Source organism: Micromonospora sp. NPDC049374 (assembly GCF_040677165.1).
Lineage (GTDB): Bacteria > Actinomycetota > Actinomycetes > Mycobacteriales > Micromonosporaceae > Micromonospora.
Genome location: NZ_JBFAQH010000014.1, coordinates 77,893 through 94,676, shown reverse-complemented (window position 1 = coordinate 94,676; position 16,784 = coordinate 77,893). Strand labels below are relative to the sequence as shown.

Here is a 16,784-nt window from a genome sequence, read left to right as displayed (position 1 = left end):
CCGCCCTGGGTGTCTGGTGTCGCACATTGGATCCGCCCCGGCCGGTCACTGGTCGGTGATGTTGCGATGCCGCCCCCCGGCGGGGCGCTGCCCTGCCGGCAGCGCCAAGCTCGCGCGGCCGCCCTGCACAGACATGCTGGCCACCGGGCTTCCGGGTGGTCCGGTTCGGTCGCTGACCGACAGTCCGTTACGGCAAACGATTCATCTTCGACGAACTCCGGAGCATTGGGATGTACGCACTCGGCATCGACCTGGGAACCACATACACCGCTGCGGCCGTCTGGCGCGACGGCCGCGCAGAGATCGCTGCACTCGGGAGCCACTCGGCGGCGATTCCCTCGGTGGTGCTGCTTCGCGCCGACGAGACGTTCCTGACCGGCGACAGCGCCAACCGCCGGGGGCTGAGTGAGCCGAACCGGGTGGCCCGGGAGTTCAAGCGACGCCTCGGCGACTCCACGCCGATTCTGCTCGGTGGGGTGCCGTACTCGGCGGAGGCGCTGATGGCCCGCATGTTGCGGGCCGCCGTCGACGAGGTGGTGTCCCGCGAGGGCGGAGAGCCGGCCGCGATCTGCGTCTCCCGCCCGGCCAACTGGGGACCGTACAAGATGGACCTGATGCATCAGACGGTCCGGTTGGCCGGCATCGAGCAGCCGGTCACCTTCACCACCGAGCCGGAGGCGGCGGCCGTGTTCTACGCGCACCAGCAGCGGCTGGAGCCGGGTGCGGTGGTCGCCGTCTACGACCTCGGTGGCGGGACGTTCGACGCGGCGGTGCTGCGCAAGACGGCGAGCGGTTTCGACCTGATCGGTGCCCCGGAGGGGATCGAGCGGCTCGGTGGCATCGACTTCGACGCCGCGATCTTCGCTCACGTTGCCGCCGCCATCGGCGACAAGTTGGGGGAGTTGGACGAGGACGACCCTTCGGTGATCGCGGCGGTCGCGCGGCTGCGTGACGAATGCGTGCAGGCGAAGGAGGCGCTCTCCGCCGACACGGATGCCTCGATTCCGGTACTGCTGCCGAACATCAACACCGAGGTCCGGCTGACCCGCGCCGAACTGGAAGCCATGGTTCGCCCGGCGCTGCACGGCTCGATCGAGTCGTTGCGGCGAGCGGTCCGTTCCGCGGGGGTGGCCCCGCAGGATCTGCACTCGGTGCTACTGGTCGGCGGCTCGTCGAGGATGCCGATTGTCGCGCAGTTGGTCGGCTCGGAGTTGGACCGACCCGTGGCGGTGGACGCCCACCCCAAGCACGCCGTCGCGCTCGGTGCCGCCTGGCAGGCGAGTACCGGGATCGCCGCTCCCGGCACCGCGCACGAGGTGCCCATTCCTGCGGCTGCCCGGTCCACGGATGCGGACGTCGCACCCGCGCCGACCGCCACGATGCCCGCGTACTCCAATCGGGCCCCGGCGGTGCCGGAGCGGCCCGTCCGGAGCTGGCCACCGACCGGGTACGGGGCCGCGACCGTGCCGGGCACCGCGACGACGCACGACGTCGACTCCACCGGGCGGATTCCCACTGCGCCGTCGACCGCGGGCGGAGGCCGGCGACGCGGTCCGCTGCTGGTCGCGGCAGCCGTGGCCGTGCTCCTGCTGGTCGGTGGCGGAACGGCCTGGGCGCTGGTCAACCGGACCGGTCAGGAGAATCAGGACAACGCTGGCAACGATCTCGCCGCCGCTGCGGGCCAGCCGAAGAACGAGCCGCCGGCTGCAGACGCGCCGCCGGCCGGTGAGGTACCGCCGGACGAGGATTGTACGGAGTTGAAGCAGAGCACCCGCTGGGTCTGCATCACCAGGGCGACGGTGCAGGACGGCACCTTCACGGTGTGGTTCGACGCGGAGTGGAACGGCAGCAAACCGGACATCAACAACGGCTTCCACCTGCATCTCTACGGCGGCGATGGCACGACGCCCGACGAGGACACGATGGGCAGCCAGGCCACCAGCCACGGCGTCTACTACTTCGAGGACCAGCAGCCCTCGATACGCCGAACCTCGGACAAGGACTTCCAGGCCGTCGGTGACGCCGAGAAGATCTGTGCCCGGGTCGCGCGCAACGGGCACCAGTTGGCCAGGGCCTACGACGGCAGCTACCACACCGGCAACTGTTTCCCGATCCAACGCTACTGATCGGCCGAACAGGAACGGCGAGCGGGCCTGACGATCGACTCGTCGGGCCCGCTCCGCGCCACCTCGGCGTTCCGGGCGGACCGGGCGCACGTTCCCTACCGCGACCGGTGTCGGTCGGCGATCATGCCTTCGCAGGAACGGACGGCAACCCGGGCGGCGACCGCCATCGGTGGCGAGGTCAACGGGTTCTCGGCGCGGCGCTGCCAACGCGCCAGCGCACCGTCGGTTGCCGCGTCCAGCTCGGCGTCGGAGGCATCCGGCGGTAGCCGGAGCCGCTGGTGGGGTGCGGCGCCGCTGCCGCCGATGAGCTGTTCCAGTTCGGCTACGACGTCGGGCTTTCCGGTCACCCAGCCGGCCCGCAGGCCGGAGAGCACTCGAAGCTCGTTGAACGGGTGCGCGGAGGCGATGATCTCCTCCACCTTTCCCGCGACACTCCCACTACCTGACCGCGGGTGCAGGCGGGTGACCTCGGCCAGTGCGAGCAGGGCCGACCTCGACTTGAGTACGTCCCGACGTTCGAGGAACAGCGACCCGAGGACCTCTCGCAGCTGCGCCAGCCCGCTGCGTTCGGTCAGTTCCCGGGCCAGTTCGGTGGCGGTGCCGCAGGTGCCGTGTCTGAGCAGGGCGGCGGAGAGGCGTAGGCCGAACATGCCGAAGCGGGCAAGCAACTCCTCCCGTTCGATTGAGGTCATCCCCAGCTCGGGCATGGACTGGACGAATCTGTCGGCGGAGAGCAGCAGCTGCTCGGTCTCGGCGGCCGGCAGCTCCGAGATGCGGCGCAGCCGGGCGAACTCCACCTCGGTGAGGGTCGCTGCGGTCTCGGCGAGCAGACCAGCCACGGGAACGACGGACTGGACCAACTTCCGGACGCTCGGGTCGGTGCCCAGCCGGCCGGCGATCCGACGTGCCGACGCCATCGCGTCGAGCCGGCCAACGGCGATCTCGTCGGCCCGAGAGAGGACCCCGATGGCGTTGACCGGGTTGGGTCGGGACACCTCCACATCGTGGAAGGCGCGGAGGAAGTCCACGTCGTTGCTGTGTAGGTGCCGCATCAGGTAGATCACCGCGTCCGCGGGAGTTTCCTGGTCGTCCGGGACGAGCAGGTCCCAGGACCGTTGCGAGACCTGCTCGGACAGCGATCCGATACCGGGTGTGTCGATGAGCGTCATGGGTCGCAGCGCCTGCGAGGGCCAGCTGACCTCCAGCTGTGCCACGTCGTCCGAGCTGAGATCGCCGAGGTCGATGTCGATGGCACCGGCTTCGCGGCTGAATCGGACCTGTCGTGGCAGGCCCTGGTGGGGATGGGCCACGATCTGGTAGGTGTGTCCGTCCTGGTACCAGGTGACGACGCGGGTGCACTCACCCGCGTCGGTGGGTGCCAGCCGTTCCCCGACCAAGGCGTTGAGCAGGGTCGACTTTCCCGCCTTGATGCGGCCGGCGATAGCCACCCGAAGTGGTTCGTCGAGCCGGTCGCGCAGGGCGTCCAGTCGCGCTTCGTGCGGCGTGCCGCGGTATACGTCGACGGCGTGGTCGAGCACCGCCCGCGTACGGTCGACAAGGCTCATGCGTACCCCGCGTGGGGGTGCGGTTCGAGCAGATGGATCCAGACCAACTCGGACCCCACATCCTCACCTCGTCGTTGTCCGGACTACGTTCCGTGCTCCTGCCGACGTCACCACGACGACCGTCGCTCACCCGGGTCGGCTGCGTCTCTTGAAGCATCGGCTCGCTGCCGAGTCACCACTTGGCGGAAGTCTGAGGTTTGCCTGACGAACCTCTGAGCCCGCCAGGCGCGCGGCCGGCACGCGTCACGGATCTGCGGCCGGGGGGAGTTGTCGTGGGGCCGTCATGGAGTTCCGGCCGATGCGGACAGTACGCTCAGCGCACTGTGGGAGAGACCTATCGCTTCGGTGACTACGAGCTGGATGCGTTTCGTCACCAGCTCCGCCGGGCCGGTTCGGCGGTGCACGTCGAGCCGCGCGCCCTCGATCTCCTGTTGCACCTGGTCAGACACCGGGACCGAGTTGTCACGAAGAACGAGCTGCTCGACGAGGTGTGGGGTAACCGCTTCGTCAGCGAGGCCGCCCTCACCACGGGGCTGCGGACCGCGCGACTGGCGGTGGGTGACACGGGCAGCCAGCAGCAGATGATCCGCACTGTTCATCGGCGGGGCTATCAGTTCGTTGGCCCGACGACCCTGCTCGCGGCCGGACCGACGGTGGGAACCGTTCGGGGCTCGGACGTCGCGCCCGGACCGACGGGACCGTTTACCGGCGTGGAAAGCCAGACCATCCGGTTCTGCAACGCGGACGACGGCACCAGCATCGCGTACGCCACGGCCGGCTCGGGCCCACCACTGCTCAAGGCCGCCAACTGGATGACCCACCTCGAACTGGAGTGGGCGACCCCGGTGTGGTCGCACTGGCTGAACGGTCTCGCGCGTGATCGGCAGCTGATCCGATATGACGAGCGGGGCTGTGGCCTGTCGGACTGGGTGGCGCCGAGCTACACCTTCGACGACTGGGTCGATGATCTGGAAACCGTGGTCGACGCGGTGGGGCTTGACCGGTTTCCGTTGCTCGGTGTCTCGCAGGGTGGCGCGGTGGCGGTGGCGTACGCCGTCCGTCGTCCCGAACGTGTCAGCAGACTGATCCTGGCGGGCGCGTACGCGCGTGGACGTCGGGTCAGGGCCGGTAGCGTCGCCGAGGCTGACGCGGCGGCACTCGACCTGAGCCTGGCCCGGGTCGGCTGGCTCCATCAGGATCCACGATTCCTGCGGGTCTTCGCCTCCCAGTTCCTGCCCGACGGAACGCCTGAGGAGTGGCAGGAGTTCACCGCCTTCCAGCGGCAGACGACCTCACCGGAGAACGGGGTCCGCTTCCTGGAGGAGTTCGCCCAGATCGATGTGTCCGACATCGCGCACCGGGTGCAGTGTCCGACTCTGATCATCCACTCCCGTGACGACGCGCGGGTACCGGTCTCGCAGGCCAGAGAGCTGGCGGCACTCATTCCGGACAGTCAGTTGGTGCTGCTGAACAGCCGGAATCACCTGCTCACCGCTGCCGAGCCGGCGTGGCACGAGTTTCTGTTCCACATCGAGGAATTCCTTGGCGAATAGTCACCGGTTCTCGTCCTCGCCCCCGGTGTCCGGGGTCGGCCCACTGGCCGCACGCGGCCGCGCGAGCCAGCGGCGCGGGTACCGGTCCGCAGCGGACGAGCGGCGGGCGGCCAGCAACACCCGGACGGCCATGACGGGGGTCATCAGAGATTCCGGGCGCGCCAGCAGGTTCTGTACCCGCAGCACGCGCAGGGTCACCGGTACGGACGTGTGGCATGCCCGGATCACCGTCGCGATGTAGCGGTTGACGAGGTCGGTGCCGCGCGGCCTCACCCCGCTGGTTCGGGGATCGGCGAAGTCGGCGGCCGCCGCGATCCGCCATGGCACGTCGACAACCTTGGCGGCCCGTCGGTAGAAGTCTTTCGGCAGCGCCGGTGAGGTGGGGCCGTGCCGCTCGATGGCCCGACCGAGTGCACTGGCCTGGAGAGCCGACGACGACATTCCCTGTCCATAGACCGGATTGAAGCTGCAGATCGCATCGCCCAGCACCACGAATCCGGCCGGGCTGCGTCTCATCCGTTCCACGTGGCGGCGCTGGCTGGTGGGCATCCGGAGCGTCAGTACCGGGGTCAGGGCCTTGGACCGGGTCAGGATGTCGGCGAGTACGGGCGCCGGCAGGGCACGGGCGAACTGCTCGAACTCGGCCTGGTCGGTGGGCGGCGCATCACCGTGGAACGCGCCGAGGGTGACGATCCATCGGTCCCCCTCCACCGGCACCAGGGTGCCGATCCGGTGGCCACCGGCCGGATCGGCGACGACAAGCGCAAGGACGCTGTCGTGCTGATCCGGGTCCCGGCGCATTAGCCGGGTTCCGTAGGCCATGTCGAGGTGGATGGCCGAGACCTCGGGTACGGAAAACCCGTCCTGGGAAAGGTGGTCCAGGAACCTGGTATTCCGGCCGGTGCAGGCGACGACCAGGTCGGCCCGGTGCTCCGTGCCCTCGCAGCGGACCCCGATCACCCGCCCGTCGGCAACGATGAGCCTGTCCACCGCCGTCTGGTCGGTGACGGACACGTTGGGCCTGTCCCGCACGAGCTGTCGGCGGATCGAGCCCTCGAGCAGCGGCCGACTCATCGAGATGCCCGGGTGGCCGGCGTCGGGCATTCGCCAGTAGTCACCGCCCTGGTGCCAGAGCAGGTCACCGCTGCGTACGGGGACCGCACCGCCGGACACCAGATCATCGACCAGGCCGGGTAACCAGTGACTGAACAGCCGCATACCCGCGGCCATCAACACGTGGGCGTGACGGCCCTGGGGCACGCCTCGCCGCACGACCGGCTCCTCGGGCAGGCGGTCGCGTTCGATGATGGTCACCTGGTCGAAGTGGTCACTCAGCACCCGCCCGGTCGCCAAACCCGCGATGCTCGCTCCGATGACAACGGCCCTACCACCTCGGCGCTCGATCATCTCTAGCCACTCCGCCTCGTCCCGGACCCGGCCGGGCGGCCGGTCGCTTCGAGCATCCGTCCAGCTGCGGAGCCGACACTTGGTGAAGGTCTGAGGCTTCGCTGAGGAGAGGGCACCCGACCGTGGTCAGGCCGCGAGGAAACTGTTGACGTGGTGCAGGAACTGGGCCCAGGCCGGTTCGGAACCGGTGAGCAGATGGTTGCGGCTCTCGAGCAGGACGAGGCGGTTGTCCGGGATGAGGGAGGCCAGTTTCGCGGCCTCCGCGACCGGCACTCGTTGATCTTCCCGGGAGTGAATGATCAGTGTCGGGCACCTCACCTGGTGGGCGAGGGCCGAGACGTCGATGTGGGCCAGGGCCTCCAGGAACCGGACCCCGTTCTCCGCGGAGGTGGTCTGTCGCTGTAGGGCCACGAATTCGTCCCACCGCTCCGGAGCGGCGTCTGCCTGGAACTGGGACGCGAAGAAGCGCAGCAGACTGCGATCCTGGGTGAGCCAACCGAGCCGGGCGACGTCCAGGTCGACGGCTGCCGCGTCGCGTTCGTTGTCGTCAGCGGCGCGGACGAGCCGCCCCCTGGCGTAGGCGCCGGCGAGGATCAGCCTGCTGACCCGCTCGGGACGTTGCGCTGCGTACGCCAGCGCAACCGCCCCGCCCTGCGACACGCCGAGCAGGGGGATCCGGTCGAGTTCCATCGCATCGATCACCGCGTCGAGGTCGGCGATCCAGTCCTCCACCGTGATGCCCGGTGAGGTCCAGTCGGACAGGCCGGAGCCGCGCTCGTCGTAGCGGATCAGTTGGCGATCCCGGGTGAGGCCGTCGAACCAGTGCGACCACATGTCCACTGTTCGTTCCACGTCGATGCGGGTCAGCCAGTTGGCGGTTCTGACCAGGGGCGGACCGTCGCCGCTGACCGCATAGGCGATGCGGGTGCCGTCCCTGGCCCGGCAGAAGCGGATGACCTCGCGGTCCGCGCCGGACGCCCGCGACCGGGCCGGCGGGCCGGGGACCGAAACGGTGGGGCCGGAACCCGTAGCCGCGCCGGCCGGGCCCGGTGTCGTGGGAGCGACGAACTGGTAGCCGCGTCGTTGGAGGGTGCGAATGAGTCGCTGTCGGCTGCCGTCGTCACCGACCGCCCGGCGGGCCGTGCGGAGGGCGGTGGTGAGCGCGGCCTCGGTGACGAAACGCCCACGCCACACCGCATCGAGCAACTCGGCCTTCGTCACCACTCGATCACGATTCTGGACGAGATGACAAAGCAGGGCGAAGGCGCGCGGTTCGACATGGATCGGTTGGCCATTGCGGCTGAGCCGGCCGCGTATGACATCCAAGTCGAATGATTCGAAGCGGAACACGCCGTCAGTCATCGTTTACAACTATAGATTGATCGGCAGATAACGATTAATTGAGCCTTTTCGGTAACTGGTCGGAGACCCGGGGTGGGCGGGCTGAGTCATCGGGTCAGGCGCGCCGCGAGTCTGCATGGCCGGGACATGTCACGAACCGTCGGGTTACCGCTCGGCGAAGGTTCCCTCGGGCGGTCCCCGACGACGAGACCCACCGCGGCATTCTCCAGTGTCGGGAGAACCGGGTCCGCAACGCCGCGCAGAGGTTGGTCAGGTCGGCGGCACGGTCGTCGTGATCGGCCGAGGCCGCCGCCGACCCGGGTGGGGCTCGTCGTTGCCCGCCGCGCGCTCGTCGACGCGACAGCCGCCGCTGTGGGACCGTCCGCGTCGACGATGAAAAGGTTGTCATCGGTGAGCAGTTCGTCGTATGGCGACAGGTTTTCGGTGGTCAGGGGACGCAATCCTCACCGGTTGCTGGTGGTGTCCTGGCGCCTGTCGAACCCGCTGGGCGGACCTGCTTACCCTTCCGTGGAACTCGTCCGACAGTCCTGAGGAGTGACCGGCGCTCTCCTGAGTGGATCAAGAAGTGGCAGCAGTCCTCATGGCATCGGGTGGCGCTCGGCGAACCGCCACGCGATCTCGCTTGCGTCGGGGCCCGCGCGGTCGGTGTATCTGCCGTCGCCGTCCGGGCCCGGCCAGGCGTGCCCCATGCCCTGGACGTGGTACGACTCGACGATCGACGAGCCGTCCGACGCGGTGATCGTCGTGTGCGTGTACGGGTGTCGTCCCGCAGCGGCGGGAACGGACACGGTCTCCTCGGTCGAGCCGAGGCTGTCGTTGGTCAGCCCGTCGTCGATGAGATCGCCCACCGCGGTCCAGTGCGTGGCGAGTCGGGTGGCGACCAGGGGCGGCACGACCTCGTCCTGCTCACCCTGGATGATCAGCAGCGGCACCCGCCGGGCCCGCTCGCCCATCTGCGCCCAGGCCTGACGTGCCGTGTCCACCGGCGATGTCGAGTCCGGGTGGTCCGGGTCGACCTGGTTGAGCCCGTACTCGCCGCCGGCGACCGAGGTCACCGTGGCGAAGACGTCGGGGTAGGTCGCGGCGAGGATGACGGCGGTGCCCGCCCCCGACGACGCGCCGGCCACGTGCACCTGATCCGGATCCGCGTGGTACTCCTCGACCACCTGGCGGGCGACACCGGCCAGCAGCGCGGGTTCGCCGGTGTGCCGCTGCTGCTCGCGGGGATCAGCCGAGTTCCAGCAGGCGATCACGTTGCGGGAGATCAACTGCGTGGGGTAGACGACGATGAAGCCTTCCCGGTCGGCCAGGCTGTTGAACTGCGTGGTGGCTTTCATCGAGTTCCACCCGTAGCCGGTCATCGCGCAACCGTGGATCGCCATGACGACCGGCAACCGGGTCGTCCCGTCGTATTGGGGCGGGAGATGAACCTGGTAACGCTGCGAACCAGCGGGGCCCTGGTAGACGTGGTTACGGTCGCCCTCGCCCATCTGCCAGGGCAGGCCGAGCTGGAGAGCGGCGACGCCGAGACTGGCGACGGCCACGACGGTGACGAAGATGCCGGAGAGGATCCGCAGCCACCGCCGGGGGCGGCGGGGCACGATGTCGGCATTCCTCGCGGGCTCGATGGCAGGGGTGGTGGACATGTACCCATCACAGCGCGGACGCGGCCGAGGCGTCAGTGGCGTGGTGTCATGACCGCATGTGACACGGTGTCACTGGTCGTGGCGGTTGGTCCTCGGCGTCGGCCGCCGGTTCACATGTTCATGATCGGCAGCTGTGCGTCGCTCGGCTCCAACCGGGTGAGCAACTGCTCGGGCTGCCCGGTCACCATCGACAGCGCGTGCAGTGCCACCGACCGGTCGCCCTGGTCGGCCGACACGACGGCCACGGCGATGGCGAGTCCGCTGGCCACATGCGGGCTGCGCTCCTGCGCCAGTCGGGCGGCGTCGGCGATGTCCCGCCACGCGTCGTCGTGGCGGCCGGTGCGGCTGCGCGCGATCGCCCGGTTGGCGAGCAGCATGACTCGCACGATCGGGGTGCACTCGCCGGTGAGCTGGCGGCCCATCAGCTCGGCGGCGCGCTGGTAGTCCCTGGTGCGGAACGCGGCTGCCCAGCCGGTGCGGTCGGTGAGCTGGATCAGGTCGATGACCCGGCCCTCCTCCGGCCAGGTCCTGCGGTAGCTGAGCTGGAAGCTTATCCAGCCGTTCGAGTCCAGGGCGGGCAGCAGTGGACGGATGTCGGTCGCGCACTGCTCCGGGCTCGGCGGACAACGAAGGAAAACCGGCTTCGGGTCGGCCGCCATCGCCCGACCCTCGCGGTCGAACAGCCAGTTACCGCGATGCGCGTCGCCGTGCAGGATGTTGCGGGAATGCAGGAGAGCCAGCGCGTGGCCGATGGCGTAGCCGTCGGTGTCCGGCGTGAACCGGCCCGGCTCGGCCACCCACAGATCCCGGAACTCCCGGTAGTCGGTCACCACCGGCCGGGCCTCGTACGGAAATGGCGGCGGTGGCATGCGGTCGGCGTAGGAGCACAGGTAACGGATGCTCTCGCGTGGGCCGATCACCAGCGGATAGCGCGGTCCGCCCGCGCCGGTCAGGATGGACAGCGGCACCGCGGCACACTCACCGACCGACTCGACGATGTCCTGTGGCCACTGATCCGTCTGGCTGTCTGCGGGCACCTCGTCGCGGAGCAGGACGATCTGGCCGCCCGCCACCAGGTCGCGTACGGCGCAAAGGTCTGTTCCGGTGAACTCGGTAGCTTCGACGCCCGTCGAGCCCAGCATCATGGGTCGATCCTAGAATGGACGCCGTGGCCGCAAACGGACAGAATGTGGCGCTGGTGACGCAGACACTGATGGCCAACGCCAGCGGCGTCCTGTCCCGGCCGGAGGCGCTGACCCTCCCCAGGTTCCTCGATCTCTGCTCGCTCTGCGAGGCCGCGGTGCTGCTCGACCGCATGGAGGCACTGGGTGCCTCGAACGAGTACGTCAGTGGCCTCAGCAGCCAGCTCGCCCGGGAGGGACTGTACCGGACATTTGTGCCGAAACTGCCGCGCGACGAACTGCGCCGGATCGCGCTGCGACTGCCCGACGAACTCGCGATGCGGGTGGCCGACGGCGACGGCGACGACCCGTCCGTGGCCGGCGAGACCGGCGCGGTGACCGGTCTGGACTACACGACCGGGCTGAACAATCTTCTCGCCCAGCTCGACGGGCTCGGCAGCTTCGCCAGCGCGGGCGAGGCCGTGGCCAAGGAGCGGATGTACCGGGGCAACGGCTACCTGGTGGTGGCCGCCGCGCACGGCCTCGACTACTTTCCCGACTTCGACCGCGTGCCGTTCGTCGCCGGCACCCTGCAGAAGACCTACCGGTCGCTGCCGCGTCAGCTGTACGACAGGATCGCCGAATCGCTCCAGGAACCGCTCACCGGAGGCGACGTCGTCGCCGAGTGGACGGCCATGTCGACGATCCCGATCCCGCCGATCGCCGCGCTCGTGCTGTCCCGCGCGTCCGGTCTCGACGACATTCCCGAGCAGGTGCTCCGAGTCCGCGACGAGTTCAGTGGATACCGCCGCTACTTCGCTGACTTCAAGGCCGAGTTGCAGGCCGCCGACACGATCCGCGAACGCCGCAAACTGCTGACCCGCTACCGAACCCTGCTGGAGGAGGCGAGCGGCCCGGGGCGCGAGGCGGTCTCCGTGACCGAGATGCTCAACCTGACGGAGAAGGCGGTCGCGGTGGCCACCGCGCCGACCGTGCCGACAAGCTACGGTGCACTGCTGCTGACGCAACCGATCGACTGGATCAGCCGCTGGTGGCGCCGCCGCCCGCTGGCCATCCTGTTCCGCCTGGACAGCAAGATGCCCAAACTCTCGGAGTACCAACAGTTGGCCGCCCGCCTGTGGGGGCCCGGGCCCGCTGCCCGCCTGCACGACCGGGCCGTTGCGCACGGCAGCGCCGTGCAGAGGCTCCTGTCCGAGGTCGAGACCACCGTCCAGTGAACACGCGTCACGCGGCGCGCCTGGGACGCCGCCCGTCACCCGTCCGCGTCGCGCCCGTCGGGTAGGCCGGCCAGGCGTCGCTTGTCGGGCTTGCCGGCGGCCGTGACCGGTGCCTCGGCGATGAAGGTGATCTTCCGGGGAGTGCAGGGCTCGCCGAGCTGCTTGTGGACCAGCTCGCGTAGCACGTCCGGATCCGGCTGCCGGCCCGGCGCGGGCACCACGAAGGCGTGCACCGCCTCGCCGGTCTCCTCGTCGGGTGCGGCCACCACGTACGCCTCGACGACGTCGGCGGAGCTGGCCAGGACCCGTTCGATCGGGCCGGCGTACTGGAGGTCGGCGTTGACGATGATGACGTCCCGGGCCCGTCCCAGCAGGTGCAGGTAGCCGTCGCGGTCCAGCCGTCCGAGGTCACGGGTGCGTACCCAACCGTCGGTGAAGACCTCGGCCGTCTCTGCCGGGTCGTTCCAGTAACCGCTCGCCTGGGACGGGGTGCGGACGAAGATCTCCCCCTCGACCCCGGCCGGGACCGGCCGGCCGGCGGTGTCGCGGACCTGCACCTCGACCGCGGTCGGCGGGCGGCCCACCGAGGCGAGCAGGGCCGGTGCGGCGAGCATCTCCGCCGGGGTCAGCATGGAGATCATGCCGGTCTCGGTCTGGCCGTAGCCGTGGTAGACGACCGGCCCGAGCACGGAGAGCGCCTCGTCGAGCCGGGCCGGGTGCAGCGGGGAGCCCGAGACCAGCAGGGCGCGCAGTGCGCCGAGGTCGGCCGGTGCGGCGCGCTGGGCGGCGACCAGCTTCGCCAGCCGGGGCACGGTGATCACACTGGCCGACGCCCGGTGCCGGACCAGTGCGTCGGGGAAGAACGGCTTCCCGGCCCGGGGTGCTTCGGCGATCACCATGGTGCCCCCGGCGGCCAGGGTGAGAATGCCGTACTCCAGCATCACCTGGCTGCTCAGCGAGCCGAAGACCAGGTAGCGGTCGAGGTTGCCGGCGAGGTCGCGGACCGCCGGTGGCCACCGGTCCGGGTGAGCCGCCCAGGCGGCGTCGAGTGACGCGTACGTCTGGAGGCAGCCCTTCGGGTTGCCGGTGCTGCCGCTGGTGTAGACGACCCGGGCGATGCCGTCCGGACGTCCGGCAGGGAGCGGCGGGGTGACGTCGGCCCGCGTGGCGGTCAGGTCGGGTGTCCCGTCGACCGGGCCGATGCCGAGCAGGGCAAGGTCGGCGGTGGCCGACCGCAGCTGCGGGGTCGCGGTCGAGCGGTCGACGAGCACCGCCGAGATCTGGTGGCCGAGCAGGTGCCGGAGGTGATCGGGAGGGAGTCCGGGGCGCACCCCGGCGACCCGGGCGCCGACCACCTGTGCCGCGACGATGGCGGCGAACGCCTCCGGAGACACACCCAGCGCCACCGCCACCCCGACACCGGGACCGATTCCCGCCGTCCGTAGCCCTGCGGCGATCCGGGCGACCAGCTCGGACAACTCGTCGGCACCGACGGTACGCGAACCGTGCTCGATGACCGGGCGGACCCGCCCGCTGTCCAGCAGGTCGAGGATCGCCTGCGGATGGCCCGGTTCGGCTCCCGTCGTCACCCGGATGCTCCCGCCGCAGGGGCGACACCGGCCAGGGACTCCTTGACGAAGACCGCCAGCGGCTGCTGGTGCACGGTGGGCAGGTTCCACTCGTTCTCCAGGTTCTCCGCCAGGTGGTGCACGGCCACCACCTGCCCGTCCCGGTAGTGCCGCACGACCGGGTGCAGGTACGTGGCCCGGTGCGCGGCGTACGCGTCGTTCTCCGCCACCCGGGGCACCGAGATGTCGAACGGGTCGACGGAATCGTGGTCCGGCCCGTACTCGAGGGTGACGGCGAGCGCCCAGCCGGCGCCCAGCCCACCGTCGGCGAGGTACGCCATCGGCACCTCCTCGTGGTAGTACGCGGTGTCGTCGCGGACCGTCACCACGTCGCCGAGCACCCCGAACTGCTGCCAGAGCGCCGAGGAGCGGTTGACCCGGGCGATGATCGCGTCGGTGATCGCCTCGGGGGTCGCCGCCAGGCGGGTGGTCGGCCATTGCGTGTCGTGGTAGCGGGAGGCGAGGATGCGGTGCAGCGCCCGTACCCCGTACCGGAAGCCGTGGATGAAGCCGCTCGTCGATTTCTTGAAGTCGCGCTGCTGGGTGACGGTGCCGGCGAAGTAGAGGTCGGGGACCGTGGTCGACTCGTACGCCGAGGTCTGCTCCGGGAAGCGGTCGTCGATCACCAGCCGGGGTCGGCAGCTCTCGTCGAAGATGCTTGCGTCGAAACGGAATCCGGTGCAGGCGATCACCCGGTCGTAGCGGATCTCCCGGACCGCCTCGACCGTGCGGGCGTACCGGAAGCGGACCAGGTAGCCGCCCTCGGGCCGACGGTGGATGCTCTCCACAGTGCCGTCAAGCACGGCGTTCTGCGACTTCAACTGGTAGGTGTCGAGGAAGTTGTTGTTCACCGCGCGCAGGTGCCCGACGTAGTGTGACTGCCAGGCGAAGCGGACCGAGCGGGGCCCGGCCAGGTGCACCACGGCGGCGGTCTCCATCAGCGCGTCGGCGGTCTCGAAGCCGGAGTTCCCCTTGCCGATGATCATGACGCGTTGGTTGACGAAGTCGGCCGGGTCGACGCTCACCGTGTCGTACCGTTCGGCGGTCTCGATCCCGTCGATGGCCGGCAGGTGCAGCTGCGAGACGCCGGTCGCGACGACCAGTCGGCGTCCCCGCCAGGTGCGGCCGTCGGCGTCGAGGGCGTGGAAGCCGTCGTCGTCGCGGCCGATCCGGACCACCCGGGTCCGGTAGCGGACCCGCACCCCGGTCGCCGTGGCGAAGTCGGCGAGGTAGCGCAGCAGGTCGTCGGCGGCCGGGAAGTACCGCTGGCTGTACCGGCTGAACCGCAGCTCCGGATCGTCGCTGAGCAGCGAGTTCCAGTCCATCCGCAGGTTGAACTCCGGATCGTCGCAACCGGTGTGGACCTTGTTGATGGAGATCAGCTTGCGGTGTCGCGGATAGCGGCGGAAGAAGGTGCCGGGCGCGGCGCCAGCCTCCAGGACGACGTAGTCATGACCGTCGCGTTCGAGCAACGCGCCGAGTTGCAGTCCCGCCGGCCCGGCGCCGATGATCAGGTAGGCGTGCGTCATGCGCCGGACGCTAGCGACCGGTCATCAGAGATAACTCAGACCGCTCTGAGAATCCGCGGCTACGGTCGGCCCGATGACGACCCCCACCGCGTCCGACGCGGTCAGCCCGATCGACCTGGCCCGTCCGCTGCGGGTGGCAGACCTGCGCCGGGCCGCGACAGAGGTCACCGTCGACATCACCGCCGAGGTACGCGACCGGGTGCGCCGCTCCCGCGACCACCTGCGAGCGGTCCTCGGCGACGACCGTCAGGTCTACGGTGCCACCACCGGGTTCGGCGCGCTCGTCGGTTTCGCCGGCCGCGACGACGACGCGGACCAGTGCGACAACACCCTCGCCCACCTCGGCGCCGGTCAGGGCCCGGACATCGACCCGGAGGTGGTCCGGGCGGCGATGCTGGTCCGGGTCTGGTCGCTGGGCCAGGGCACCTCCGGCGTCTCGCTCCGGGTCGTCGAGGGGCTCGCCGCGATGTTCGGTACGCCGTTCGTGCCGGCGATGCCCCGCCTCGGGTCGGTCGGGGCCAGCGGTGACCTGATCCCGCTCGCCTACGCCACCCAGTCGCTGCGGGGCCGGGGCTGGGCCTGTCTGGACGGTGACCGGATGCCCGCCGCCGAGGCGCTCGCCACGGCCGGTCTGACACCGCTGCTCCTGGACGGACGCGACGCGCTGGCGCTGGTGAACGGCACCTCGGTGACCACCGCCGCCACCGCGCTGGCCCTGGACGACATCCGCCGCGCGCACCGGGCCGCCCAGCTGCTGAGCTGCCTGCTCGTCGACGTGCTCGGCTGCGACCCCGGCCAGTTCCTGCATCCCCGGCTGCTGGCCGCGTACGGGCATCCCGGCGCGGTCGACGTCGGCGCCCGGATGCGGCAGTGCCTCGCCGGTGCGGTGCCGTCGGGTGGGCGTCCGCTCCAGGAGGCGTACAGCATCCGCTGCACCCCGCAGTTGCTCGGCGCGGCCGAGGATGCGTTGCGGTACGTCGACGGCGTGGTGGAGTCGGATCTGCGCAGCGTCAGCGACAACCCGCTGTTCTTCCCCGACGACGACCTGGTGCTGCACGGCGGCAACTTCTTCGGCCAGCCGGCGGCCTTCGCCGCCGACGTGCTGGCGACCGTGGCCGCGCAGCTCGGCAACCTGGTCGAGCGCCAACTCGACCTCCTGGTCGACCCGGTCCGCAACGGTGGGCTGCCGCCGATGCTCGCGGCCGGGCCGGGACGGCAGCACGGGCTACAGGGTGCCCAACTCGCCGCGACCGCGATGGTCGTGGAGATCCGCCGGCAGGCCACCCCGGCCGGGATGCAGAGTCTGCCGACGAATCTGCACAACCAGGACGTCGTCCCGTTCGGTACCCAGGCCGCGCTGCGCGCCGTGGACCAGGCGCGGCTGCTGCGGCTGATCTGCGGAACGCTTGCGGTGGGGCTGCGCCAGGCGGTCCACGTCGGTGCGCGTACCCCTACCGCACCGGCCTGCGTCGCCCTGCTGGAGCGGCTCGCGGAGATCGTGCCGGCGATCGACCCGGACCGCCCGCTCGACGACGATGTCCGCCGCGTCGCCGACCTGCTCGACCTGCTGACCGAGCCACCGGGCTGATCGGCATCGACGGCGACGACC

The 16,784-nt window shown here is 70.2% G+C and carries 11 protein-coding genes; 4 read left to right on the top strand and 7 right to left on the bottom strand.

All coding sequences use genetic code 11. The annotated features are described in order from the left end of the window. Nucleotides 1-230 precede the first annotated feature (230 nt). On the top strand, nucleotides 231-2,126 hold the full coding sequence (locus AB0J93_RS22490; protein WP_363924284.1) for an Hsp70 family protein: 1,896 nt from the start codon (nucleotides 231-233) through the stop codon (nucleotides 2,124-2,126). Between the two features lie 95 nt (nucleotides 2,127-2,221). Here AB0J93_RS22490 and AB0J93_RS22485 read toward each other — a convergent pair whose 3' ends face one another. Next, complete coding sequence (locus AB0J93_RS22485; protein WP_363924283.1) at nucleotides 2,222-3,691, bottom strand: dynamin family protein; 1,470 nt, start codon at nucleotides 3,689-3,691, stop codon at nucleotides 2,222-2,224. Between the two features lie 323 nt (nucleotides 3,692-4,014). Between AB0J93_RS22485 and AB0J93_RS22480 the strand changes: the two genes are divergently transcribed. Next, nucleotides 4,015-5,244 (top strand): alpha/beta fold hydrolase, encoded by a 1,230-nt coding sequence (locus tag AB0J93_RS22480; protein ID WP_363924282.1) that lies wholly within the window; start codon nucleotides 4,015-4,017, stop codon nucleotides 5,242-5,244. On the opposite strand, the gene AB0J93_RS22475 is transcribed toward AB0J93_RS22480, so the two are convergent. The 4 genes from AB0J93_RS22475 to AB0J93_RS22460 form a co-directional block, all read right to left on the bottom strand. Continuing rightward, nucleotides 5,245-6,651: an FAD-dependent monooxygenase gene (locus AB0J93_RS22475; protein ID WP_363924281.1), complete on the bottom strand. Its 1,407-nt coding sequence runs from the start codon at nucleotides 6,649-6,651 to the stop codon at nucleotides 5,245-5,247. It abuts the gene before it with no gap. A 126-nt stretch (nucleotides 6,652-6,777) separates the two neighbouring features. Further along, entirely contained in the window at nucleotides 6,778-8,013 is a 1,236-nt protein-coding gene (locus tag AB0J93_RS22470; protein WP_363924280.1) for an alpha/beta fold hydrolase, read from the bottom strand. Nucleotides 8,014-8,591: 578 nt separating this feature from the next. Next, nucleotides 8,592-9,659, bottom strand: a complete 1,068-nt coding sequence (locus AB0J93_RS22465; RefSeq protein ID WP_363924279.1) for a PHB depolymerase family esterase — start codon at nucleotides 9,657-9,659, stop codon at nucleotides 8,592-8,594. 110 nt (nucleotides 9,660-9,769) lie between these two features. Continuing rightward, entirely contained in the window at nucleotides 9,770-10,804 is a 1,035-nt protein-coding gene (locus AB0J93_RS22460; protein WP_363924278.1) for a hypothetical protein, read from the bottom strand. 23 nt (nucleotides 10,805-10,827) lie between these two features. On the opposite strand from AB0J93_RS22460, the gene AB0J93_RS22455 reads away from it, so the two are divergent. Further along, nucleotides 10,828-12,018, top strand: a complete 1,191-nt coding sequence (locus AB0J93_RS22455; RefSeq protein WP_363924277.1) for a hypothetical protein — start codon at nucleotides 10,828-10,830, stop codon at nucleotides 12,016-12,018. Nucleotides 12,019-12,053: 35 nt separating this feature from the next. Here the strand turns inward: AB0J93_RS22455 and AB0J93_RS22450 are convergent, their stop codons facing one another. Further along, nucleotides 12,054-13,607 (bottom strand): AMP-binding protein, encoded by a 1,554-nt coding sequence (locus AB0J93_RS22450; protein WP_363924276.1) that lies wholly within the window; start codon nucleotides 13,605-13,607, stop codon nucleotides 12,054-12,056. Continuing rightward, nucleotides 13,604-15,175 carry an NAD(P)-binding domain-containing protein gene (locus tag AB0J93_RS22445; protein ID WP_363924275.1) on the bottom strand — a complete coding sequence of 524 codons (1,572 nt, stop codon included), beginning with the start codon at nucleotides 15,173-15,175 and terminating at the stop codon, nucleotides 13,604-13,606. Before AB0J93_RS22445 ends, AB0J93_RS22450 begins: the two co-directional genes overlap by 4 nt. Before the next feature lie 73 nt (nucleotides 15,176-15,248). On the opposite strand from AB0J93_RS22445, the gene AB0J93_RS22440 reads away from it, so the two are divergent. Beyond that, nucleotides 15,249-16,763 carry an aromatic amino acid ammonia-lyase gene (locus AB0J93_RS22440; protein ID WP_363924274.1) on the top strand — a complete coding sequence of 505 codons (1,515 nt, stop codon included), beginning with the start codon at nucleotides 15,249-15,251 and terminating at the stop codon, nucleotides 16,761-16,763. Nucleotides 16,764-16,784: the final 21 nt, after the last annotated feature.

Excerpts from the sequence above, each read along its gene's own strand:
- AB0J93_RS22485 (WP_363924283.1), bottom strand. The coding sequence starts at position 3,691 with ATGAGCCTTGTCGACCGTACGCGGGCGGTGCTCGACCACGCCGTCGAC.
- AB0J93_RS22445 (WP_363924275.1), bottom strand. The coding sequence starts at position 15,175 with ATGACGCACGCCTACCTGATCATCGGCGCCGGGCCGGCGGGACTGCAA.
- AB0J93_RS22470 (WP_363924280.1), bottom strand. The coding sequence starts at position 8,013 with ATGACTGACGGCGTGTTCCGCTTCGAATCATTCGACTTGGATGTCATA.
- AB0J93_RS22490 (WP_363924284.1), top strand. The coding sequence starts at position 231 with ATGTACGCACTCGGCATCGACCTGGGAACCACATACACCGCTGCGGCC.
- AB0J93_RS22475 (WP_363924281.1), bottom strand. The coding sequence starts at position 6,651 with ATGATCGAGCGCCGAGGTGGTAGGGCCGTTGTCATCGGAGCGAGCATC.
- AB0J93_RS22440 (WP_363924274.1), top strand. The coding sequence starts at position 15,249 with ATGACGACCCCCACCGCGTCCGACGCGGTCAGCCCGATCGACCTGGCC.
- AB0J93_RS22465 (WP_363924279.1), bottom strand. The coding sequence starts at position 9,659 with ATGTCCACCACCCCTGCCATCGAGCCCGCGAGGAATGCCGACATCGTG.
- AB0J93_RS22460 (WP_363924278.1), bottom strand. The coding sequence starts at position 10,804 with ATGATGCTGGGCTCGACGGGCGTCGAAGCTACCGAGTTCACCGGAACA.